This is a genomic window from Shewanella salipaludis, from assembly GCF_012911865.1.
Lineage (GTDB): Bacteria > Pseudomonadota > Gammaproteobacteria > Enterobacterales > Shewanellaceae > Shewanella > Shewanella salipaludis.
Map to the genome: position 1 here is coordinate 369,643 of NZ_JAAXYH010000002.1, position 22,762 is coordinate 392,404.

Genomic DNA, 22,762 nt, shown 5'->3' on the forward strand with positions numbered 1-22,762 from the left:
AAACCTCTATGTGAAAATTCAAAGCTATAAATACACTTCGAAAAATAATATTATTACGACATTACCTGAACTGATACATCAATAATTAGACTAACCAACTTTCATAAAAACTAGGAAACCACTTCCTATTGATAAACTATATTACTTTTATGATGATTAATAACTTGTCAAAAAATTAACGCTCACGTCCGACTACCTTTTCGATCCCCAACACAAAACGAATAGTCTTCATCGTTACTTAATCCACAATGCTAATTTCGTAGAATGCCATTATCTACGGTATATTATTGCCAGCTGCCACGGCAGGCGCGGCAAGGCATAGCGGATAAGCTCCGCAACAAGAGCAAACAGAGCAAACAGAGCAACCAGAGCAACCAGAATAAGAGTTACAGCATAATGGATGTGGCGCCCGAGTCGGTCGACGCGTTGATGCGCCAGACCGGCGCCGAGCTGATGATCCATGGTCATACCCACAGACCGGCCATTCATAAACTGACCCATGACCGCCGCCGCTTGGTGGTCGGAGACTGGTATCAGCAAGGCAGTGTGCTCAGCATCACGCCCGACTCGGCATCCCTGGACGTGTTGCCCTTCGACGGCGCTTGTCCTTAGACAGCCTAAACCCTTAGAAGGCGCCCGGCTCACGCCTGGGCAGGCGCGCCGCTGTGAAAATGGAACTCAGTGTCGCTTGCCTGGATGAGCTCGGCCTCGAGCCGGCCGAAGTGGGCCACCCGCTCGCCTATGTCTTCTCCGGCAATCGCCTGGGCCAGGCTGAGATAGTCGCGAAAGTGGCGCGCCTCGGAGCGCAGCAGCGACACATAGAAACGGTTCAGTTCATCATCCAGATGCGGCGCCAATTTCGCGAAACGCTCACAGGAGCGGGCCTCTATGTAGGCGCCGACGATCAACTTATCCACCAGGGTCGCGGGTTCGTGGGTGCGCACTTGCCCCATCAGGCCCTTGGCATAGCGGGCCGCCCTGACGTTCTGATAGGCTATGTCACGGCGCTGCATCAGCTCCAGCACCTGCTCGAAGTGATGAAACTCTTCTTTGATCAGCCGTACCATGGGACCTATGATATCCACTGTCATCGCCAGTTGCTCACGGGGAACCAAGACGGCTATCGCTTCATTCTTCTTGCTATCCCTGGCCAGAAAGGCCGTCAAATCCCTGTCCTTGTGATAGACAAACTCCTCATAGGGTTTGGCCCACGCCAGTAAGGCCTCGCCGCTGGGCTTATCCAGGGCATATTTACGCAGTAAGAACATCGCCGTCTGCGCCGCTTTTAGCTCGCAATTACAATGATCTATCAGCAAGGCACTCAGGTTTTCCGGCCTGGCAGCCACCGCGATCCAGGCATCCGGGGTATCACACTGCAAAAAGGCACTTATGGGGGCTAACAACTGCTGCATTATATTACTCTGAGGCGAAAGCATTACTGCGGCCATTTTATCCTAACCCCAAGGGATTCTATAGCTTTTGCCATTTCTTCGCTTGACGCGCCGATGTTTTTGTTCAATAAATAAACCATATCAGTCGGCTTAGATAACCTAATTAGAACACGCTTGATTAAGACGATTGCTATAAAAGCTGTCACAGGCTCGTCAGATGTCCGCCGAGCATAAGATCAATGCTGAGAAAGGATAATTAGAATGATACTGAATCACTTAATGGGGCTATACACTCATCCTAAGCAAGAGTGGCATACGATAGAAAAAAATCACGAGGCGTTGAAAAGCAGTCTGAGTCATGTATTGCTGATCGCACTCATTCCCGCTGTCTGCAGCTTCATCTCCAGTGTCTATATAGGCTGGAATCCAGGGGTAGGCGAACCCCTGTTTCTCACCCAAGAGAGCGCGCTCTTCATGTCGGCCGGCATGTATTTTGGCTTGATCGCCGGGGTCTTCGCCCTCGCCTATCTGGCCTACTGGATGGCCAAGACCTTCGATGCCAATCCCACTTATACCCAGGCGCTGGAGCTGGCCTCATACACGGCCACCCCTCTGTTCATGGTGGGCCTGGCGGCCCTCTATCCGACGCTCTGGTTCGTGATGTTGGTCGGGCTGGTCGGCTTGACCTATTCTGTGTACCTGCTCTATGCCGGCGTGCCTATCATAATGAATATCCCCGAGGAGAAGGGCTTCATCTATGCCAGTTCCATGGTCACCGCGGGCCTGGTGCTCCTGGTTGGTCTGATGGCCAGTAGCGTGATCCTCTGGAGCCTGGGCTTCGGCCCCATGTATCAATAGCCACTTAATATAGAAGTCGCCGATCCATATAGTAATTGCAGGGCCCGTCGTCCCCTGTACCGGCACAGTGCCGGTGCAACCCCAAACGACAAGCTAAGCGGCATTTGGCAACAGGCAAGACAAGCATAAAAAAAGAAGGCCAATGGCCTTCTTTTTTTATGCTGAGTGGCTCACCAGACTCAGGCGAATGAGTCTCTCAGGGCGACCGTCAGGTTGAATACCAAGTGCTCGGCGCTGGAATCCTTGTTATCGGCGCAGAAGTAACCTTCGCGTTCGAACTGATAGGCCTTCTCCGCCGGGGCATTGACCAAACCTGCTTCCACTACCCCGCGGACTACCACCAGGGAGTTGGGGTTAAGCACTTCATCGACCGTCTCCGCCGCCGCAGGATTGGCGTCGATGAACAGGCGATCATACAGGCGGAACTCGGCCGGCTTGGCGCTTGTCGCCTCGACCCAGTGGATCACGCCTTTGACCTTACGGCCGTCGGCCGGATTCTTGCCCAAGGTGTCAGGGTCATAGCTGCAATAAATAGCAGTGACATTGCCTTCACTGTCTTTATCGCAACGCTCGGCCTTGATCACATAGGCATTGCGCAGCCGTACTTCCTTACCCTGCACCAGACGTTTGTAGTGCTTGTTGGCTTCTTCTTTAAAATCTTCGGCATCGATGAAGATTTCACGCCCGAAGGCCAGCTCACGCACGCCCATGGACTCATCGTTCGGATGGACGGCGGCCTTGATGTATTCGAGTTCGCCCTCAGGGTAATTCTCGATAACCACTTTCACCGGCCTGAGCACGGCCATGGCACGCGGCGCATGCGCATTGAGCTCTTCGCGGATACAGGCATCCAACATGCCGACTTCGATCATATTGTCTTGCTTGGTCACACCGATACGATCGCAGAATTCACGGATCGATGCCGGGGTATAGCCACGGCGGCGCAGGCCGGCAATCGTCGGCATCCGCGGGTCGTCCCAGCCGGAAACCAGTTTGCGCACCACGAGATCGTTCAGCTTGCGCTTGGACATCAGGGTGTATTCCAGGTTCAGCCTGGAAAACTCATACTGACGGGTACGGTTCGGCGCCTGAAAATCATCCAGGTGATCCAACACCCAATCGTACAGACGACGATTGTCCTGGAATTCCAGGGTGCAGAGCGAATGGCTGATATTCTCCAGCGCATCGGAAATGCAGTGGGTAAAGTCGTACATAGGGTATATGCACCACTTGTCGCCTGTCTGGTGGTGATGGGCGAAACGGATACGGTAGATCACGGGATCGCGCATGCACATGAAGGGCGACGCCATGTCTATCTTGGCGCGCAGGGCACACTCGCCTTCCTTGAACTCGCCCTTACGCATCTTCTCAAACAGCGCCAGGTTTTCGGCTACCGGGGTGTCGCGATAGGGGCTGTTTTTTCCCGGCGCCTTCAGGGTGCCGCGGTATTCGCGGGTCTGTTCGCTATTGAGGAAACACACATAGGCCAAGCCCTTGTTGATGAGCTCAACCGCGTATTGATGCAGCTGGTCGAAATAATTCGACGAATAACGTACCTCACCGCTCCACTGGAATCCCAGCCAGCGCACGTCTTCCTGAATCGAATTAACGTAATCCATGTCTTCTTTTTCAGGATTGGTATCATCAAAACGTAAGTTACACTGACCCTGGTAGTCCTTGGCTATCCCGAAGTTTAAACAGATAGACTTGGCATGGCCGATATGAAGATAGCCATTAGGCTCGGGCGGAAACCGCGTATGCACGCTGGTGTGTTTCCCGCTCTGAAGATCTTCATCTATGATATTACGAATGAAGTTACTCGGACGTACTTCAGTGTCCACATGACTCATGGAATTCCTCTTGGCGAACTAAGGTAATATGCGAAAACGAACATGATCCTACAGATCATCACCAGTTACAATGCCCTCCGAATAAAAACCCCTATTAAGAGTGTAAGTCGACAAGGCGGATAGAAACAACAACAGCGGCCACCAGGCCGCTGTTGTGTAAGGATAATGCCGCCGGCATCATTCTGTGATGATGCGGATCCCGGGAATGATCTGCTGGGTTCTGCGCCCCTTGCGCTTGAGCCAGAAATAGAACCCGCTCAGGGCGAAGGCGAAGAAGCCTATCCAGAGACTCGATTGCAGTGGATGCAGGTTGAAGGTGGCGCCCTGGTACACCACGGTCGCCGTGCCATAGGCCAAGGCGAAGGTCCAGGTCGCGGCGAATGTGGCCCAGCGCGAACCAAACTCATGCACCAATGCGCCCATGGCGGCCACGCAAGGCGTATAGAGCAGGATAAACAACAGATAGGAGAAGGCCGCCAGCTGACCGCTGAAGCCGGCCTGCAAGGCGCTGAAGGTGCTGCGATCCACGCTCTGCTCTTCCGCCGCCAACGCCAGGTCATCCACATGTCCAACAGACAGGGACAGGGGATCTTCCAGGGCGATGCCGAACAGGTTGGCCGGAATGGTCGCCAGCGCCTCGTTCAGGCTCTGGACCAAGGGCTTCAAGCCTTTATCATCCACGCCTGTGGTGCTGTACAGGCTGTTTAATGTGCCTACCACAGCCTCTTTGGCAAAGATCCCTGTGATGATCCCAACCGTTGCCGGCCAGTTATCCTGTGCGATTCCCATGGGGGTGAAAAAGGGTGTCACCTTCTGGCTGGCGACACTCAGCAGCGACGCTTTGCTGTTTTCATGACCGAAGCTGCCATCTACGCCTATGGCATTGACGAAATTGAGCAAGGTCACCACCAGCACTATGGTCTTGCCGGCCCCGAGGATGAAGCTCTTGGTGCGTTTGCCCGTCCGGGTCAAGACCACCTTGAGTTTAGGCAGCTCGTAGCTGGGCAACTCCATCACCACGGCGCTGCTGTTGCCCGGCAGCAAGGTCTTGCGCAGCAGGACGCCTGTGCCTATGGCGGCGACTATGCCGATCAGGTACAGCAAGAACACCAGATTCTGGCCCGACTCGGGGAAAAATGCCGCGGCAAACAAGGCGTATACCGGCAGGCGGGCACCGCAGGACATGAAGGGGGCCATCATGCCTGTGACTATGCGTTCACGTTCACTGCCCAGGGTTCTGGTCGCCATGATTGCCGGCACGGAGCAGCCGAAGCCGACTATCATGGGCACGAAGGCCTTACCCGGCAGGCCTATGCGGCGCATCAGGCCATCGACCACGAAGGCGGCCCTGGCCATATAGCCGGAACTTTCCAGGGTCGACAGGGCCAGGAACAGGGCGGCGATCACTGGGATGAAGGTGGCGACGGTTTGCACCCCCTGGCCTATGCCACCGGCGAGCAGGGTCACCAACCACTCGGGAGTGCCTATTCCCGTCAGCCAGGCTCCAAGATGGTCCACGAACAGGGCACCGGCGGTGATATCGAAGAAATCGATGAAGGCACTGCCGACATTGATGCTGAACATAAACATCAGATACATCACCAGGAGGAATACCGGGATGCCCAGCACAGGGTGCAGGCTGAGTTTATCCAGCTTATCGCTCAAGGTGAGGAAGCTGCCGCTATGCACGGCAGAGCCGAAGACTGTCTCGACGAAATTGAATCTGCAACCGGCGATGGCCACATCCAGATCGCCCGCCGCCCCGGGGGTCTCTTTGCCATGGCAAGCGGGTGCGGCGTTAGCCAACGACGCTATGGCATGGGCCCGGCTCAATGCCGGACTGGCAGCTTGCAGCGCCGCAATTTCGGCCTCTGTCTCCATGCCATAATCCAGCAGCAGCGGCGCCTCACTGACTCTACCCTGGAGCAAATCCAGCACCAGGGCCTGAACCTTGAGCACATCGGCCTGATCCCGCGAACAGACTCCCACCACAGGGCAGCCCAAGGTGTCGCTCATACTGGCCAAATCGACCCGGATACCGCGCTTAGTCGCGGCATCTATCTTATTGAGCACCACCACCATGGGGATGCCAAGTTCCCGCAGCTGTACCGTCAGATACAGGTGACGCTCTATATTGGTGGCATCGACCAAATTGATGATGCCGTCGACCTGTTGCTCGTCGAGAAAGGTCTGGGCTATCTGCTCGTCCAGGGAACAATCACAGCTGTCGGTCGCAGGCAACAAGTCATAGATACCGGGTAAGTCGGTCAGATAGACGTCCGTCCCCTGCAAGCTGAAGTGGCCGGTTTTTTTCTCGACAGTGACGCCGGCCCAGTTGCCTACCTGCTGATTGGCGCCGGTCAGGGCATTAAACAGGGTCGACTTGCCCGCATTGGGGTTACCTACAGTGACGCAATGGAACTGTTTAGCCATTCGACTTTACCACCTCGATTATGTCGGCCAGATCCCGACGCATGCACAGCTTACTGCCACGAATGTCCAGCTCGACGCCTGAGCCCATGGGGGCACGTCTTATCAAGGAGAAGCGGGTATTTGGGGTGATCCCCATGGAAAGCAACTTGCGCTTCACGGTCAGGGGGAGGTCCCACTGGCCCACCGCGGAAATCACCGCGACATCGCCAGGGCTCAGTTCACTTAACTTCATTACTTACTCCAGCCTGCAACAGGTCGTGTTTTTTGGCATCAGTCGAATTCGCCGATTGGGAGGTGAGCATCTCTCGATGGCGGGGTATTCTAACTGCTAACGAGAATAGTTTTCAATTGTGTTGGGTATTATGGGATAAATTCGGCAATGAATAAACAGCCGTAACGAAATAAAGCCGAAATGCCGACTCAAGTGCCGACTGCATCACAAAAAATACCCCGCCAGCACTTGTTCCCAAGGGCACTAAGCGCAATAGTAACCCTATGTTTTGAGCCGATGCCAAGCTTTGCCGTGATACCAGAAACTGAGTTCAACCTGCTGATGCAGCAGATCCGTGCCTGTCGGCTATGCGCCCAGGCCTTACCGCTGCCGCCCAAGCCCATATTGCAGGCCCACCCGGCGGCGAGAATCCTCATCGCCGGCCAGGCGCCTGGCCTCAAGGCCCATACGCTCGGCCGCCCCTTCGACGATCCCAGTGGGGACAGGCTGAGGCAATGGCTGGGGGTCGACAGGACTCAGTTCTATGATGAGCACTTGTTTGCCATAGTGCCCATGGGATTCTGCTTCCCTGGAAGTCATACCAGCGAGGGCAAGAAACGCGGTGATAAAGCCCCAAGGCCCGAATGTGCCCAAACCTGGCATGAACGGCTCCTGGCGGCATTGCCTAACATAGAGCTGACCCTGGTCCTGGGACAATATGCCATAGACTATCATCTCGGCGGCGGCGCCGGTGTCAAGGGCAAGCTCAGCGTCGGCCAGGCGGTGGCCAACTGGCAAGCCTATTGGCCGGAAAAGATGGTGTTGCCCCACCCCAGCCCGCGCAACAACCTCTGGCTCAAACGTCATCCGCAATTCGAAACCGAATTACTGCCCAAGTTGCGCGCACGCATAGCTGCCCTGCTCGAGCGATAAGATAAAAAAAAAGCCTGCACATGTGTGCAGGCTCATTCGCTAAGCTAAAGGCTTACTGACAGGTCACGCCCACAGAACTGAATGCGGCAGCTACGTCGGCAACCGAGTAACCGCGATCGGCAGCGGCGCTTTCAACCCCACAGGCAGCCTGGTTATAATCTGACGTAGGTGTCCAGTACATCTGGTTAGCCAGCACGAACACGTCGAAGGCCTTGTGGGTGTCCCAACCATTCTTCTTCGCCAACAGATAGAAGGCCTTGTTATACACGCCCGATGAATAGTGCACGTCCAAACCCGAGGTATAATCGGCCGCATCGCCTATGGAGCGACCATCTTTGGTCGGATCGTCCATGTAACGCAGCGCGCCGTTGCCCTTGACTATGTCATAACCCACTTTCCAGTCGTTGCTGCCGCGCATATAGAACTCGGCGGCTTCACCTGCTATGTCGGAGAAGGCTTCGTTGATACCGCCGGATTGAGCACTGTATTCCAGGCCGGAATTTTGCTCGGTGAAGCCATGGCTGACTTCGTGCGCCGACACATCCAGACTCACCAGCGGGTGGAAGTAGCTGGCTCCATCACCGAAAGACATGGCGGTGCCATCCCAAAAGGCATTTTCATAGTTACGGCCATAATGGACCTTCATTTGTAACTGAAACGACAGAGGTGCGGTGTTGTACCAATCCTTGTACATGTTGAAGATCACGCCACCGAAGTAATGGGCGTCGTTGAGCGGTGAATAGGCACCATTGACTTCCTTGTAGGTGTTTTCAGGGCAGGCGAAAGAGTAAACCGTGCCGCCGCGGGTGCTGTTACCCATGTCTATGGTCTTGACGTTGGCGTTGCTCATGGTACAAGTGCCGCCGGACTCGAGCACGTTCAAGGGACCGAAGTCGCTGCCATAGTAATATTGGCCAATTTTGGCATTACCGCCGGGACCCGTGGCATCGAAGGGGGTGCCTGTGCCACCGCCAGTGCCACCACCCGGCTTGCCTTTGCCTTGCTTGGCCGTCATCAACTCGTTCCAATGACGTATCACTTCACCGCTGTTGGCATCGACCAGGCCGGCGGGACGCGAAATGGCATCGGTCTGCTCACTCAGATAAGACACCCTATAGGCCAGACGCGGCGTGCCTTCCTCCATCAGGATGACCAATTCAACCTCTTTTCTGCCTGAAGCGGCGGAACCGGCATAGACTTTATTCAAGGCGGCAATGGCCTGACCATGGGTCATTGCCGGAGAAACCGAAAAATCATCAGCGATAGCGGCGAACCGGCCATTGATAAGTTGTTGCTGGCCATCGGACTCGACCACCAGGTGCTGGCCATAGACACGTACTCCCTTGAAAGCCTGTTGCTGCTTGGTCTTGGCATGTCCTTTGGCGGTATTTATTTGCTTAACTTGGGTAAAAGAGTGGGACTGGCTTAAACCTAACGCCTGCTGTAGGCCATGTTTGGCCGATGCAGTGACTTCCATCGCTTGTGCCGGCAGCGCCGCCAGCACACATAACGCCAGGGCTGAGGGTACGAAAACCTTGTTTGTCATTGTAGGATCTCCATTTGAGGTCAGATTTATTATTTGATAGAGCGTTTTTTCGCCAAAACAAATTGTCACAATTTATATGTCGCCGCAACAACAAATGTAAATGGATTGTAAAATAAACGTAAATAAATCTGCACGAACGACATGCGTTAAAGGTGCGCCAACCCGCTAGCAGGCTGGACACCATCGCCCCAGGGAGAGCCAATGAAGATAGTCATAGCGCCGGATTCCTTTAAGGAGAGCCTGAGCTCGGCCCAAGCCGCGGCCGCGATCGCCCAAGGGCTGCGGCAGGCATTGCCCTCTGCAGAACTGCAACTGCTGCCGGTGGCCGATGGCGGCGAAGGCACGGTGCAGGTCATGGTCGATGCAACCCGCGGCAGGTTCATCTCCAAAGAAGTCACTGGACCGTTGGGGGACAGACTCATGGCCAGGTACGGCATCCTGGGCAAAGATGGCACTGCCGTGATTGAAATGGCCGCCGCCTCCGGCCTGCAACTTGTCGCTAAGGCTGAGCGAGATCCCAGGCTCACAGGCAGCCGCGGCACGGGTGAGCTGATCATAGATGCGCTTGAGCGAGGCTGCAGGCATATCATTCTCGGCCTCGGCGGCAGCGCCTGCAACGATGCCGGTGCCGGCATGTTACAGGCCTTAGGGCTGCGACTGCTCGATGCCAGGGGACGAGAGCTTGCCCCCGGCGGCGCGGCACTGGCACGGCTTGCGCGAATAGAGACGACTGAACTGCATCCGCTGCTGGCGCTATGTCGCTTCGAATTGGCCTGCGATGTGGACAATCCCCTATGCGGCGAGCGCGGCGCCTCCGCGGTATTCGGACCACAGAAAGGCGCCACTAAGGCCATGGTACAGGAGCTGGATAAGGCCTTGGGTCATTTTGCCGAATGCCTGGTCGCCGGCGGCTTTGCCGACATGTGTGACACGCCGGGCGCCGGCGCGGCGGGCGGTATGGGACTGGCGGCCATGGCGGTATTCAATGCCGAGGTAAAATCCGGGGTAGAACTTGTGCTCGCATACACAGGGCTGGCTGAGGCCCTGCGGGAGGCGGATCTGCTGATCACGGGTGAAGGTTGCCTGGATGAACAGACACTGTCCGGCAAGGCGCCATTGGGGGTGCTGAAGTTAGCCCTGGCGCAGAAGGTTCAGGTAATAGGCATAGCCGGCAGCCTGGGCGATGGCGCCGAGGCACTGCTCGACGCCGGCATGACGGCGGTCTTTCCCATCATCCCGGCCCTCTGCTCGGAAGATGTCCTGTTGCGCCATGCCGAAGCCAATCTGAGCCATACGGCCCGCAACATAGCCGCGACCCTCGGATTGGGCATGAGGTTAGCCAAGCCATGCCAATAGCGGCTAACCCAGTGCCAATGGCGACTAACCCAATGCCAATAGCGACTAACCCAGAGTCGGGCCACAAGACTTTGGTTTTATCCCTTGATGCGCTATGAGGCTTGCAGTAAAGTGAGCTCCCTTTTTCAAGACTCCGCATCATGGCGATTTGCTCACGCGCGCCATGCGGTTACGCAAGACGAATAGACAGACGGCACGCCCTATGAAAACTCAGCATCCCCGCCAAGCGACAGCATCCGAAGACAGCCTGATGCGCATATTTACCGTGCCCGAGGCGGCGGATTCCACCCTCAGCATCATAGAGCAGAAATTGTCGGCGGATTTGGCGGGCTTTCTGGGCGAAAGCATAGCCGCACTGGAAAAACCCTTGGCGGAAATCGAAACCGATTTCCAGGCCTTCGACATCCCCAGTGCCCCGAGGTTTGTGTCCGACTATACGGACGAGATAATGCATAGCCTGGTGGCACACTCTGTGCATACGGCGGCGCCCAGCTTCATAGGCCACATGACCTCGGCCCTGCCCTATTTCGTCTTGCCGCTGTCGAAAATGATGATAGGCCTGAATCAGAACCTGGTGAAGATAGAGACCTCCAAGGCCTTCACCCCGCTGGAACGCCAGGTGCTCGGCATGATGCACCATCTGATCTACGCCCGTGATGGGGATTTTTACCAAAGCTGGATGCATAGCGCCAATCATTCCCTCGGCGCCTTCTGCTCCGGCGGCACCATCGCCAACATCACGGCGCTGTGGATAGCCCGTAATCAGGTGCTCAAGGCCGACGGTGACTTCAAGGGGATTGCCCGCGAAGGCCTGCTACGTGGGCTGCGCCACTATGGCTTCGAGGATCTTGCCATCCTGGTGTCCGAACGCGGTCACTATTCCCTGGGGAAGGCCGCCGATCTGCTGGGACTGGGACGCGACAACATCATCAGCATAGCGACGGGGCCGGACAACAAGGTCGATGTCGAGCAGATGCGTGCCACCGCCCTGGCACTGGCGGCCAAGAAGGTCAAGGTGATGGCCATCATAGGGGTGGCTGGTACCACGGAGACGGGCAATGTCGACCCCCTGCCTGAGCTGGCCGCACTGGCCGCCGAGCTGGGTTGCCATTTCCATGTGGATGCCGCCTGGGGCGGTGCCAGTTTGTTATCCAACAAATACCGCCATCTGCTCGCCGGCATAGAGCTGGCCGACTCTGTCACCATAGATGCCCACAAACAAATGTACGTCCCCATGGGTGCCGGCATGGTGATCTTCAAAGATCCCGAATTTGCCCATGCCATAGCCCACCACGCCGAATACATATTGCGCCGCGGCTCCAAGGATCTCGGCAGCCAGACCCTGGAAGGCTCACGCCCCGGGATGGCCATGCTGGTACACGCCTGTTTGCAGATCATAGGCCGTGAGGGCTATGAAATCCTGATCAACAATAGCCTGGAAAAGGCGCGCTACTTCGCCGATAAGATAAGCCAACAGGCAGATTTCGAGTTGGTCACGGCCCCCGAGCTATGCCTGCTGACCTACCGTTATGTGCCGGCACAGGTGCAGCGCGCCATGACGCAGGCGTGCGCCGCCGGCGACATCGCCAGGCTGGCACAGTTCAACGAACTGCTCGACGGCTTGACCAAGTTTATCCAGAAGCATCAACGCGAGCAGGGCAAGTCCTTCGTGTCGCGCACCCGCATCCAACCGGCGCGCTATTTCCGCCAACATACGGTGGTGTTCCGGGTGGTACTGGCCAATCCCCTGACCAGCAGGGAGATCCTCGATGCCGTGCTGGTCGAGCAGACACAGATAGCCGCACTGGATAAGGAGTTTTTACCTAAGCTCATGGCGCTGCTTTAGTCCCAAGGCATCCGGGTGGGAAAAATTCCGCCCGAGTCGGCCAAAGGTGCGATAAATAACAAGCATTTAGCTTAGACATCCGCTAATCTGGTCGAACCTTCAACATTGAAAGTCAAAACATGGAAAGTTTTATGACCCTGAAACAGCTGCTGTCCCTTGCCCCCCTGATGTTGCTCACTGCCTGCTCGACAATTAACACCCTGAGCCCGGAGCAGGAGCATATAGACATTGCCTACCATGGCAGGAAGAGCTATTGCGATGAAATACCCAGAATATACAGTGGTGTCGCCTACAATGTCTGCCTGGTCAAAGGTGAGCCCAGCCAAACGACGGATTTGGGCAGCAGTTTCAACGGCGTGCCATTTTTTGTCATAGACACGGTTTTTTCCGCCGCCGCAGATACCCTGGTATTGCCTTATACCCTCTACCAACAAGCCCGGCACGGCAACATAGCAGTCAACTAGCAGCCGACAGACTCCTTTAGGCACTGCCACCTGGGAGCCCATTGCGACCGGGTCGGTTTTCAAGGTATAAACACAGGAAGCGCCGTGAAGCAGTGCCGGGGGATGCCCAAAAAAATGGCCCTGCCAATTGACTGTCATGAAGCCAGCCATGACGAACCTAGGAGCCTGAGTGCCTTCCATGAATTCTGTTGAGCCACAATCGAGCGCCCCGCAAAAGGCCGGCGCCTTCCTGAGGGGAACCCTGGCCGTGCTGCCGCTCACCCTGGCCGTGGTGCCCTGGGGCATACTGGCTGGCTCATTTGCCTTGGAGGTGGGACTGACACCGCTCGAAAGCCAGGCCATGTCGGCGATCATCTTCGCCGGCAGCGCCCAGTTGGTCGCCCTGGGAATGATCAAAGCCGGCATAGGCCTTGGCAGCATACTCATCACTACCCTGCTCATCACCTCGCGCCACTTGCTGTATGCCATGGCGATGCGCAGCCAGATAAGCCCACTGCCCCTGGGCTGGCGTCTGGGTCTGGGCTTCTTGCTGACAGATGAACTGTTCGCCATCGCCAATCAAGGCAAACAGCATAAGTTCGATCCCTGGTATGCCCTGGGCGGCGGCCTGAGTTTCTACCTGGGCTGGAATCTGGCGACCTTGCTCGGCATAGTGGCGGGCCAGTCTATCGACAACTTAGGGGAGCTGGGGCTGGATTTCGCCATCGCCGCCACCTTCATCGCCTTGGTGATCCCCACGGTGAAAAAACCTTCGATACTCGTGTGCGTGCTGGTGTCCCTGACCTTGGCCGTGGTCTGCGCCCTGTTTGAGGTGCAAGCCGGGTTGCTGATCGCCGCACTGTGCGGTATGACGTCCGGAGTAGTGTGCGCCAGGCTGACGGGGGAAAGTGACATGCCAGGAACCCAGGCTGGCAGGCCCCCAGAAGCAGGCGCTGCACATGAGGAACATGACGCATGATGTGGTTGATTATCCTTAGCATGGCGGCCGTGGTTTTCATCAGCCGTCATCTGTTGCTCGAGCCTAAGTTACCGCTGCGACTGAGCAAACGCACTCAAAGCTTTCTCGGTTACTCGGCGCCTGCGGTACTCACCGCCATCTTCGCCCCCCTGGTGTTCGTTCGCGACGGCCGGCTGGCTCTGGGGCTGGATAATAGCTATCTGGTGTGTGCCTTGGTGGCGACCGCGCTGGCGCTGCTGACCCGCAACACCCTGCTGACCACAGTCCTGAGCATGGGACTCTTCTTCCTGATCCACTAGCCACTAGCCACTAGCCACTAGCCACTAGCCACTAGCCAGAGTGTCACCGGGTTGAGCTCCATGCCAGAGTTTCTGCCCGCCTCAGCCTGGGTTAGCCCGGCTTTGCCCCTACCCTGCTGCATCCCCATCGCCGCAATCTTGCCGGCCGGCGTGCCTTGACACTCCTCTGGGGCATTATTCGCTATCGCCTGAAATTAACACTATGCTTATAAAGCAATTTTGGGATGAATAACTCATCAAGGATGACATCATGAAACATAAATTAGCCGCATTACTCATGCTTTCTGCCTGTGCCTTCCCAAGCTTGGCCTCGCAACCTTCCGACATGCCACCGGCATCGACCTGCACCGGCGCTTACCCCAGCTACTTCCAGGATCCAGCCTTCAACGACACTGGCATGTGGGATAACCAAGTGATCATCAACCAAGCCTATCCTGGCTGGAAAGGCCCTATTTTTCGCCTGAGTGATGCCTATTCCGGCGCCAAGGCGGATCAGGCGGCCCCCTGGCGGGCCTTCAACCCCTTCGACAAGAGTCTGAGCGAGAGTGACAGGCATGCCCAAGCCAGAGGCTATTTATGGGCCGTGATGCACTATATCCAGGAAGGCAACATAGGCAGTGGCGATATCGATACCGATTGGGACCTCTGCAACAACCCGGTGCGCTCCTGGTATCACATACCCTACCAAACCTATGACCCCCTCAGCGGCCGCGAATTCATCCATGGTTTGACCCGGGAAGCCCCAGTCACCATGACCATCGCAGATCAAGGAGATCTTAAGACCACCATGTGGGCCGTGGGCTTTTATAACCCGGCCGCGGGCAGCAGTATAGGAACAGTGTGGACGGGGGCGCCGGCGCCTGAATTACCCCAGCAGAACTTTCAATTCAATGAAGGCAGTGTCATAGGCAAGTTATTATTTACCACGGCCACCCCCAATAATTATCCCTTCCTCACGAATGTTCCCGTATGGCAAGCCAACATCAGTGCCAGTGAATTTTGCAGCTGCACAGGCACTGATGGCCAGGCATGCAGCTTTCAGCAGGAAACCGAGCAATGCCCGCGCTCTGTCGCCGATGTGTATCTGCTGCAGTTCGACATAGCGGTGCGGGATAGTCGCTCCCCCGTAGGTTGGGCCTATGGCACTTTCGTCGCCGATGGCCAATTCAAGGCAAGTGAAAAAAATCCATGGGATCGCATTTCCCCCCTGGGCTTGATGTGGGGCAACGACACGCCGCCGCTTGGCAGCGGGGCCGCCGCCTATCCTCAAGATCCTGTGACAGGCCTGAAAGACAGCGCCATATTCCAGGACGTCGCCGGCAGACTGAATGCCCAGACAAATGCAGGCCATCTGGGCTGTGACAGCCGACTCAATGGCCCGGCCGACAATGCCCAGAGCAGTTGTCTCTCCTGCCATCAAACGGCCTCTGTGCCCGACAGCGGCAACAATACCCCCGCCATCATGTACCAGTTCGCCTCCTATCAGAAGAAGGGCAGCGGTCAATGCATGACCTCGCCGAGCGATTTCGACTTGGCCATAGATCAGGTGTATTTCAAATCTTTCATGTGCTCCAGCTCTTTCAGCGGACCGAAAGACATTGTCCCCGCGCCCGATTATGCCCAAGGGCAGAAGCAATGGATCTCGACCGACTTCTCGCTGCAGCTCAGCATCAGCCTGACGCAATGGCAAGAGTGGCAACAAGACCAAGATAAACTGAAAAACAACATAAAAATCCGCCGATTCGACGGTACCCTGCCATCACGTTAACTCACAGGTAGCCTTGATAATGGAGAAGCAGTTCGGCTTGCTGCTTCTTCACTTTTTTCTTCTTCATTTTTTCTTCTTCACTTTCCTGCTTCTTCATCATGCTTTTACACACTCTGGTAATTAGAAGATAAACTCATAGACAAACATGGATACCGACATAGACTAAAGCATTAGTCAAAACTTCTCCTTACTCCTTCGATATTATTGTCATCCATGAAGTTTAAACACGGCATGTTATTTAATCCTTATTAAAAATAAGGAACGACATCTCATTAAATAAAAACACGGCAAGCGGTTAATTACCGAATGACCCACCACAAAACAAGTTAAACTGTTTATTTGATTAAATTTAATATAAATTAATTAAAATTGTCGCAGATCAATAATTAAACAAATTTAACATAACTTAAACAGTCTGAGATTTATTTATTTTTTTAAATTGACCGGGTAAATTTAAAAATGCTAGTTTAAATAAGTGCCAAGATGTAATGATACTTATATGGTAAAGGAGCTGTACATATAATTCCCATAGGCACGTAACTGTACAATGGAATTATTAAAGTAAAGGAATAATAATGAAGATAACATCTGGTTTAAATATAATAACACTATCCTGTTTAACGGCATTTATGACGGTTTCCAGCTTGGTCGAAGCTGCAATCCCAAATACTATCCCCAAGCTCTCTATGGTAGAGCACGCTTCACCGGATCTTGATTCGCTGAAAAATAATGTGATTAATGATCCTTCATTCATCGGCTCCCTCTTCTACCTCGGTCATCACCTGGGTTATGCCTGGGCCGGCGGCACCGCATCCCAATATGTGGGTCAAGACATAGCGGTGAAAAGGGAATCGGCTACCGAGTATAGCCTCAATGCCCGTTACAACAGCAATGATCCCTATGCCGGCGGCTACTGGTCCAGCGAACGCCTGAAAGTCAACCTGAAGAACATACACTTCGTGACCAACCCGCAAGATCTCACTCTGGGTACGCCGCAGATATATGAGCGCGAAGCCCTTTATACTGTCCCCTTTGTTGTCTATAACTGGGGAGACAGCGAAGATACCGGCCTGGCAACCCTGAATTACAATCGCACCACCAGCTGGGCAAAAACCGATAACTTTTCATTTTCCGAGAAAATCGGGGTAACCAATAAATATGAGGTTGGGATCCCTGGGTTGGGGGGAGCGAGTTCGGAAATCAGTGCTGAATTTTCAGCCAGCCAAGGCTGGAGCGAAACCAATGGCGACAGCACCAGCATCTCTGCCCAGGCACAATATAACGCGACTATGCCACCGCGCAGCAAACGTTATGTCTCGATAACCCTATTCAAACAGAAGGCAGATATTCCCTACAGCTCAAATATGTTCATGATGTATGACGTTAAATATGAGAACTTCCTGCGCTGGGGAGGCAATGCCCATATAGATCATCCTACAGACAGACCCAATTTCCCCTACACCTTCGGGGGTGCCAATGCCAATAACCTGAACGGGCCGGAATCGATAATAGATCAATATCTGCATCAGGATATTTACGGTTATGGTGTCTGGGATTGGCCGGCGGCCGTGACCTCCTCAACGAATAAGAGTTGGTTCGAATGGCATCTGGCTAATTTAGCGAGAAAGCATGGCGCGCCTATTTCCGGCAAGTTTACGACCATAGACTCGAGCCAATTCTATATAGATGCAGGTGCGGCTCTTCCCCTGACAGATGAAGACATGGCCAACCGCCCTGGGGTCCAAAGCCAAAGTTTCGGGTTCAATAACAACAACATTGAGATAGTGGTCGGAGACATAGAAAACAACGACCATGAGGGGCTCATCGACAACCTCAGCGTTACCCAGCCAAGCGATATGATGTTGAACAACTGAGTTATCTTCACCTCAGTGTCGCTAACCACAGGAGTCGGAGATCTTCATAGCCTGGACGGATGAAGCCCCGGCGTTAAACCCCGACGCTCGCGCCGGGGTTTATTACATCCAAACACAGCTGTTTTTAAGGCTTTGCCGGGGATTGGCGACAGCTGATCCCTCGGCTAACCTGAGTCATCCATTCCCTTGAAGAAAAACACATTTCCAATAAAATGACTTCTCCCCAAGCACGCCAGGATTTAGACTGAGTTCCATTCTGGCCGAGCAAGCCACTCTTGCTCGTGCATTTGCTTGTGCATTTGCTTCTGCCGTGACTCACCCATTGGGAGCCCTATCTTGCTTACTCTCTATATAGCCAATAAAAACTACTCATCCTGGTCGCTGCGCCCCTGGATCCTCATGACCCAATTGGGGCTGACATTCGAAGAAAAACTGGTGCCCTTCGGCGGCCAGGAAAACGCGAGTCGCTTCAGCAGCTTTTCACCGACAGCCAAGGTACCCTGCCTGCAGGATGGCGAGATCCTGGTGTGGGATTCACTGGCAATCATAGAATACCTGGCCGAGCAGGTGCCGGAGATCTGGCCCGCCGATCGCGTCGCCCGCGCCTGGGCACGCTGTGCCGCCGCCGAGATGCATTCAGGTTTCGGCGCCATACGCAACGGCTGCACCATGAACTGCGGCCTGAGGGTAAGGCTGCATCAATGGCCCGACTCCCTCGAGGCGGAATGGCGGCGAATAGACAGCCTCTGGCAACAGGGGCTCACGCGCTTCGGCGGCCCCTTCCTGGCGGGCGAGCACTTCAGCGCCGTCGATGCCTTCTTCGCCCCACTGGCCTTTCGAGCCCAGAGTTACGCCCCGCCCCTGTCTGCCAGCGCTCAGGCCTATGTACAACACCTGTTGGCACTGCCCGGCATGCAAGCCTGGTATGAGGCGGCGCTGGCCGAACCCTGGCGCGACGAGGAGCACGAAACCGAGGCCAGAGAGGCGGGGGTCTGGCTGGAAGATCTGCGGACAAATTGAGCTCGGCAGGCGGCCGACGCCGGTCGGCTGCCACTTGCAACCGAACCTATTGGGGGCTGGGAGCTAGGCGAATCGGCCCATAACGTGAGCCTATGAGGGTCAGCCGGCGCGTCCAGTGCCTCTGCCCTTAGCCTCATGCCTGTCGGCTTCGGCAAGCCGCCATCAAGCGCATGAAGTCGTCCCGCTCCTGGCCCGGGCTCACAGGGAAAAAGCGTCCCAATTTATCCAGCGCCACTATGCGATCCACCCTGAAGTTACGAAAATCGGCTCTAAGCTCACACCAGGTCAGCAGGGTCCAGGTGCCGCGCCAGAAGTAGATGGCCAGCGGACGCACTTCCCGCTCGGTCTGCACCCGATTGGCATCCTGATAGCAGAGCTTCACATATTCGCGGGCGCTGGCGGCATTGCGCAAGGGATCCAAAAACTGGAACTCATCCGAATCCAGATAGAAGTCCGGGGAAAACATCAGCGACTGGTTACGCTGCAACCTGGCGGGCAACACGGCTTCGACCTTGATCAGCGCCTGTTTGGCGGCGCTGCCCAGCTCCTTGCCGCCCCAGGTCTGCACCATGCGCATGCCCACCTGTATCGCCTCGAGCTCGGCCTCGGTAAACATGAGTGGCGGCACATTGACCTCGTGGCGCAGCAGGTAGCCCACCCCGGCCTCACCCTCTATGGGAATACCACTCAGGCAGAGGTCCTGCACGTCACGGTAGATGGTACGGGTCGAGACCTCGAGCCGCTCGGCCAGTTCGGCGGCCGTGGTCAGGCGTCGGTGACGCAGGATCTGGACCAGTTGAAATAATCTGTCGGCGCGGCGCATCCCGTCTCTGTTCTCCCTTTGACACTCAGTTTGTTGACCCTATCGCTTGTTGACACTGTTGCGCCATTGGCAAGTGCAAGAGTCGCCCCAAGCAAAAGCCAGATCTGCATGCAGATCTGGCTTGGCTATGCAGTGGCCGGCGGGCCTACGCCTTCAGGCCACAGTCATTCAGACCACTGGCATTCAAACCACAGTTATTCAAACCCCAGTCATCTTCTCGCTCATCCCTTCTTTAGCCTACCACCCCAATGCAGATCTCGACCCGGCTGTCATTGGGATAACATTCGAAGTCGGTCAGATAGCGGCGGCGGTATGGGCAATCGGCCGAGGCGAAATAGGCCCACACCCGGCCCCAGAGGTCAATCACGCTCCCTGGCATCTCCCCCTCGGCGCTGAACTGCAGGTAGTCTCCGGCCACCAGAGTGACCTCGGCCATGGCGTTATCCGCCGAGGCGGCCGCCAGAGAGTCTGCTGTTGTGCCGGCCAGGACACTGAAGTCGGCATGCATATCGGATTGATACTCATGGTAGACCCCATACACTGGTGTGCCGGCATTGAGGCGGCTCCCGTACCTGGCATGGAATTGCTGCCATAGGGGCCCTATCTTGCCCGACGCAGGTTGCATCTCGGCCGCATTATTGGTGCGTACCTTGAGCCCATGTATCTGCTTGTCATCCAAGTGTATCAATTTCAATTTCGACTCCTGTTCCCTGCCCTTCGACGCTCGCTTATGCCAAATCTCTGGCCCACAAGCCAACCCTGTTGCCTTCGCTGTCGACAAACTGGGCGCAATAGCCGCATTCGCCGTCCTTAATGCCCGTTGCCGGCATGAGGATCTCGACGCCGGCCGACGCCAGCCTGTCCAGCAAGGGCTGCAGTTTATCACTCAGATGCAGATAGACCACAGATCCCTGCAGTGAAGGCTCTGTGCCCGTGTGCTTGATCAGCCCTATGCTGGCGGCATCCGGCTGCTCTGTCAGCAGCACGGCATATTCCATGTCCCCCATGGTTTCATTTTTGAACGCCAGGGTGAAATGATGCTGATAAAATGCGATGGCTCTGTCCATATCTGTCACTGGGATTTCGCCCCAGACCAGAGGTGCAATTGGTAACATATTGATGCTCTCCTTGTTGAAAATCCATATAAATTTCAGTGGCCAACGAATTGGAACTACACAGTTTGGCCGACAGGAAGCAGCATAAGGCCCACCTACTGACAGCATAGTGTCAGTAGGCTTGGCGCAGATGAAAAAATAGTTACTTTGGCAGGCTGGCCTGATGGGCCTGGATGAAATTCGCCATGGCCTTGTCGGCACGGCCGTTGGCACTGTCCAGGCTGTCGTCGGGGTTAAGGGGTTCCACCAGCTCGTAATAACACTTGATCTTGGGCTCTGTGCCGGACGGCCGCACTATCACCCTGGCTCCCCCCTCCAGGCGGTAGAGCAACACATCGCTGGCGGGCAGCTCTATGGCCTCGCTGCGGCCATCGGCGAAGCGGCGCAGACTGCTTTTGAGATCTTCGGTCTCCAGCACCCGGAAACCGGCGATGGCCTCGGGCGGATGTTCACGCAAGTAGGCGCCTATGTCTGGGGTACCCGGCTTGAGCGCTATGCTCACCTGGGCGTTGAGGTGCAGACCATGCCGGCGGTAAATCTGCTCCAGCCTGTCCCAGAGCGTCAGCCCCTGGGCGGTTAATTCGGCAGTCAGCTGGGCGAAGGCCAGTAGCGCCGAGATGCCATCCTTGTCCCACACCATGTCACCCACCGTATAGCCCAGGGCTTCTTCGTAGGCGAACAGGAAACGGTTCTCGGCTTTCGACTTGGCGATGGCGACATTCATCAGCCATTTGAATCCTGTCAGTGTGGTATAAGTCTGGCTGTTGAAACTGGCGGCAATCTTGGACAGCAGGCTGGAAGACACTAAGGTGGTGCCCGTCAGCCTATGGTCGAGGGCGGCGTGACCCAGGAGGTAATGCCCCAGCAAGGCGCCGACCTGATCGCCGGTCAGCATCCGGTAGTCACCGTCGTCCCGGCGCACCGCCACGGCGAAGCGATCGGCATCCGGGTCGTTGGCACAGGCCAGCATGGCGCCATGCTTTTGGGCCTCGGCGATCACCAGATCCATGGCTCCCGGCTCTTCAGGGTTGGGGAAGTTGACCGTAGGAAAATCACCGTCAGGCTCACGCTGGGCCGCCACCGAATACACCAAATTGAAACCCGCATCGGCGAGCACTGTCTCGGCCATCTCGGCGCCGACCCCATGCATGGCGGTGTAGGCCAGGCTCACGCCCTCGGGCGGAATGGCGCTCTGCAATACCTCGGCGTGCATTATGCCGCGGCGGTATAGCTGATAGAAATCATCCTGCAACCAACTGAGCTTGCCCAACTTGGTCGCCAGGCTCTGATCCAGGAAGGGAATGTCCTGGGTGGCCGCCTGTTCGATACAGGCGGCGATACCTTTGTCATGGGGCGGAATGATCTGGGCACCATTCTCCCAGTAGACCTTATAACCGTTGTACTCGGGAGGATTGTGACTGGCGGTCACCACTATCCCGGCCGCGGCATCGAAGTGTTTCACCCCGAAAGCCACCAGCGGCGTCGGCGCCACCCTGGCGGTCAAACGAACCCTGATGCCCATGGCGGTCAAGACGCTGGCGGCGTCGTGGGCGAACTGGCGGGAATCATGGCGGCCATCGAAACCTATCACCACCCCGCGCACCGCCGCGTCTTTCACCTGCCGCAACAGATAGTTGCCCAGCCCCGCCGACGTCTGGCATATCACCAAGCGATTCATGCCCATGGGGCCAGGGCCAACCACGCCGCGCAGCCCGGCGGTGCCAAATTCCAGCCGACCGGCGAAACGGGCGGCAAGCTCAGCCTCATCCTGCGCCTGGATCAGCGCTTGCAGCTGGGCCCGGGTGTGGGGGTCGGGATCTTTTTCCAGCCAATGCTTCAACTGTAATTGCAGATGGGTATTCATTGAGCACCTCGTTCAACCTAAGCTTGAGTCACATTAAGAAAAACTCTGGCATAGAACAAGCGAATTTGCATTAATTACCCGAGCACGGCAGGGATGGACTGGCATAGGCTGAGGCGCCCTCGAGGCCGCGACTCGAACGGCGCCACAGGGGAG

Annotated in this window: 20 protein-coding genes; 11 read left to right on the top strand and 9 right to left on the bottom strand. The window is 55.9% G+C overall.

Features of this window, described 5'->3' with window-relative positions; all coding sequences use genetic code 11:
- Positions 1-264 precede the first annotated feature (264 nt).
- Entirely contained in the window at positions 265-612 is a 348-nt protein-coding gene (locus HC757_RS04670; RefSeq protein WP_169563134.1) for a metallophosphoesterase family protein, read from the top strand.
- Between the two features lie 29 nt (positions 613-641).
- On the opposite strand, the gene miaE is transcribed toward HC757_RS04670, so the two are convergent.
- The gene (gene miaE / locus HC757_RS04675; RefSeq protein WP_169563135.1) at positions 642-1,412 is read right to left on the bottom strand and encodes a tRNA isopentenyl-2-thiomethyl-A-37 hydroxylase MiaE; all 771 of its coding nucleotides are present in this window, start codon (positions 1,410-1,412) and stop codon (positions 642-644) included.
- 240 nt (positions 1,413-1,652) lie between these two features.
- On the opposite strand from miaE, the gene HC757_RS04680 reads away from it, so the two are divergent.
- Positions 1,653-2,249, top strand: coding sequence for a Yip1 family protein (locus tag HC757_RS04680; RefSeq protein WP_169563136.1), 597 nt, complete (start codon positions 1,653-1,655; stop codon positions 2,247-2,249).
- Positions 2,250-2,428: 179 nt separating this feature from the next.
- Here HC757_RS04680 and glnS read toward each other — a convergent pair whose 3' ends face one another.
- From glnS to HC757_RS04695, 3 genes are all read right to left on the bottom strand, one after another.
- Complete coding sequence (gene glnS / locus HC757_RS04685; protein ID WP_169563137.1) at positions 2,429-4,099, bottom strand: glutamine--tRNA ligase; 1,671 nt, start codon at positions 4,097-4,099, stop codon at positions 2,429-2,431.
- Positions 4,100-4,276: 177 nt separating this feature from the next.
- On the bottom strand, positions 4,277-6,532 hold the full coding sequence (feoB, locus tag HC757_RS04690; protein WP_169563138.1) for a ferrous iron transport protein B: 2,256 nt from the start codon (positions 6,530-6,532) through the stop codon (positions 4,277-4,279).
- Positions 6,525-6,764, bottom strand: coding sequence for a FeoA family protein (locus tag HC757_RS04695; RefSeq protein ID WP_169563139.1), 240 nt, complete (start codon positions 6,762-6,764; stop codon positions 6,525-6,527). The genes feoB and HC757_RS04695 overlap by 8 nt, the downstream gene beginning before the upstream one ends.
- A 321-nt stretch (positions 6,765-7,085) precedes the next feature.
- Here HC757_RS04695 and HC757_RS04700 point away from each other — a divergent pair, with 321 nt between their 5' ends.
- Positions 7,086-7,676, top strand: a complete 591-nt coding sequence (locus HC757_RS04700; RefSeq protein ID WP_244623204.1) for a uracil-DNA glycosylase family protein — start codon at positions 7,086-7,088, stop codon at positions 7,674-7,676.
- 52 nt (positions 7,677-7,728) lie between these two features.
- Here the strand turns inward: HC757_RS04700 and HC757_RS04705 are convergent, their stop codons facing one another.
- Complete coding sequence (locus HC757_RS04705) at positions 7,729-9,222, bottom strand: M4 family metallopeptidase (protein WP_169563141.1); 1,494 nt, start codon at positions 9,220-9,222, stop codon at positions 7,729-7,731.
- A gap of 201 nt (positions 9,223-9,423) precedes the next feature.
- Here HC757_RS04705 and HC757_RS04710 point away from each other — a divergent pair, with 201 nt between their 5' ends.
- The 8 genes from HC757_RS04710 (at position 9,424) to HC757_RS04745 (ending at position 18,807) form a co-directional block, all read left to right on the top strand.
- Positions 9,424-10,578, top strand: a complete 1,155-nt coding sequence (locus HC757_RS04710) for a glycerate kinase family protein (RefSeq protein WP_169563142.1) — start codon at positions 9,424-9,426, stop codon at positions 10,576-10,578.
- 202 nt (positions 10,579-10,780) lie between these two features.
- Positions 10,781-12,424, top strand: coding sequence for a pyridoxal-dependent aspartate 1-decarboxylase PanP (panP, locus tag HC757_RS04715; RefSeq protein ID WP_169563143.1), 1,644 nt, complete (start codon positions 10,781-10,783; stop codon positions 12,422-12,424).
- Between the two features lie 131 nt (positions 12,425-12,555).
- Positions 12,556-12,888: a YceK/YidQ family lipoprotein gene (locus HC757_RS04720; RefSeq protein WP_169563144.1), complete on the top strand. Its 333-nt coding sequence runs from the start codon at positions 12,556-12,558 to the stop codon at positions 12,886-12,888.
- Between the two features lie 178 nt (positions 12,889-13,066).
- Positions 13,067-13,846 (top strand): AzlC family ABC transporter permease, encoded by a 780-nt coding sequence (locus HC757_RS04725; RefSeq protein WP_169563145.1) that lies wholly within the window; start codon positions 13,067-13,069, stop codon positions 13,844-13,846.
- Entirely contained in the window at positions 13,843-14,145 is a 303-nt protein-coding gene (locus HC757_RS04730; protein WP_169563146.1) for an AzlD domain-containing protein, read from the top strand. The genes HC757_RS04725 and HC757_RS04730 overlap by 4 nt, the downstream gene beginning before the upstream one ends.
- 250 nt (positions 14,146-14,395) lie before the next feature.
- Complete coding sequence (locus HC757_RS04735) at positions 14,396-15,913, top strand: hypothetical protein (protein ID WP_169563147.1); 1,518 nt, start codon at positions 14,396-14,398, stop codon at positions 15,911-15,913.
- A 629-nt stretch (positions 15,914-16,542) separates the two neighbouring features.
- Positions 16,543-17,787 (top strand): aerolysin family beta-barrel pore-forming toxin, encoded by a 1,245-nt coding sequence (locus HC757_RS04740; RefSeq protein WP_280520975.1) that lies wholly within the window; start codon positions 16,543-16,545, stop codon positions 17,785-17,787.
- A 336-nt stretch (positions 17,788-18,123) separates the two neighbouring features.
- Positions 18,124-18,807 carry a glutathione S-transferase family protein gene (locus HC757_RS04745; RefSeq protein ID WP_169563149.1) on the top strand — a complete coding sequence of 228 codons (684 nt, stop codon included), beginning with the start codon at positions 18,124-18,126 and terminating at the stop codon, positions 18,805-18,807.
- Positions 18,808-18,940: 133 nt separating this feature from the next.
- Here the strand turns inward: HC757_RS04745 and HC757_RS04750 are convergent, their stop codons facing one another.
- The 4 genes from HC757_RS04750 to HC757_RS04765 all read right to left on the bottom strand — a co-directional run bounded on the left by HC757_RS04750 (position 18,941) and on the right by HC757_RS04765 (position 22,609).
- On the bottom strand, positions 18,941-19,630 hold the full coding sequence (locus HC757_RS04750; RefSeq protein ID WP_169563150.1) for a helix-turn-helix transcriptional regulator: 690 nt from the start codon (positions 19,628-19,630) through the stop codon (positions 18,941-18,943).
- Positions 19,631-19,862: 232 nt separating this feature from the next.
- Positions 19,863-20,324: a GyrI-like domain-containing protein gene (locus HC757_RS04755; protein ID WP_169563151.1), complete on the bottom strand. Its 462-nt coding sequence runs from the start codon at positions 20,322-20,324 to the stop codon at positions 19,863-19,865.
- 34 nt (positions 20,325-20,358) lie between these two features.
- A complete protein-coding gene (locus HC757_RS04760) occupies positions 20,359-20,745 on the bottom strand; it encodes a VOC family protein (protein WP_169563152.1) in 387 nt (128 codons plus the stop codon).
- A gap of 142 nt (positions 20,746-20,887) precedes the next feature.
- Positions 20,888-22,609 (bottom strand): phospho-sugar mutase, encoded by a 1,722-nt coding sequence (locus HC757_RS04765; RefSeq protein ID WP_169563153.1) that lies wholly within the window; start codon positions 22,607-22,609, stop codon positions 20,888-20,890.
- Positions 22,610-22,762: the final 153 nt, after the last annotated feature.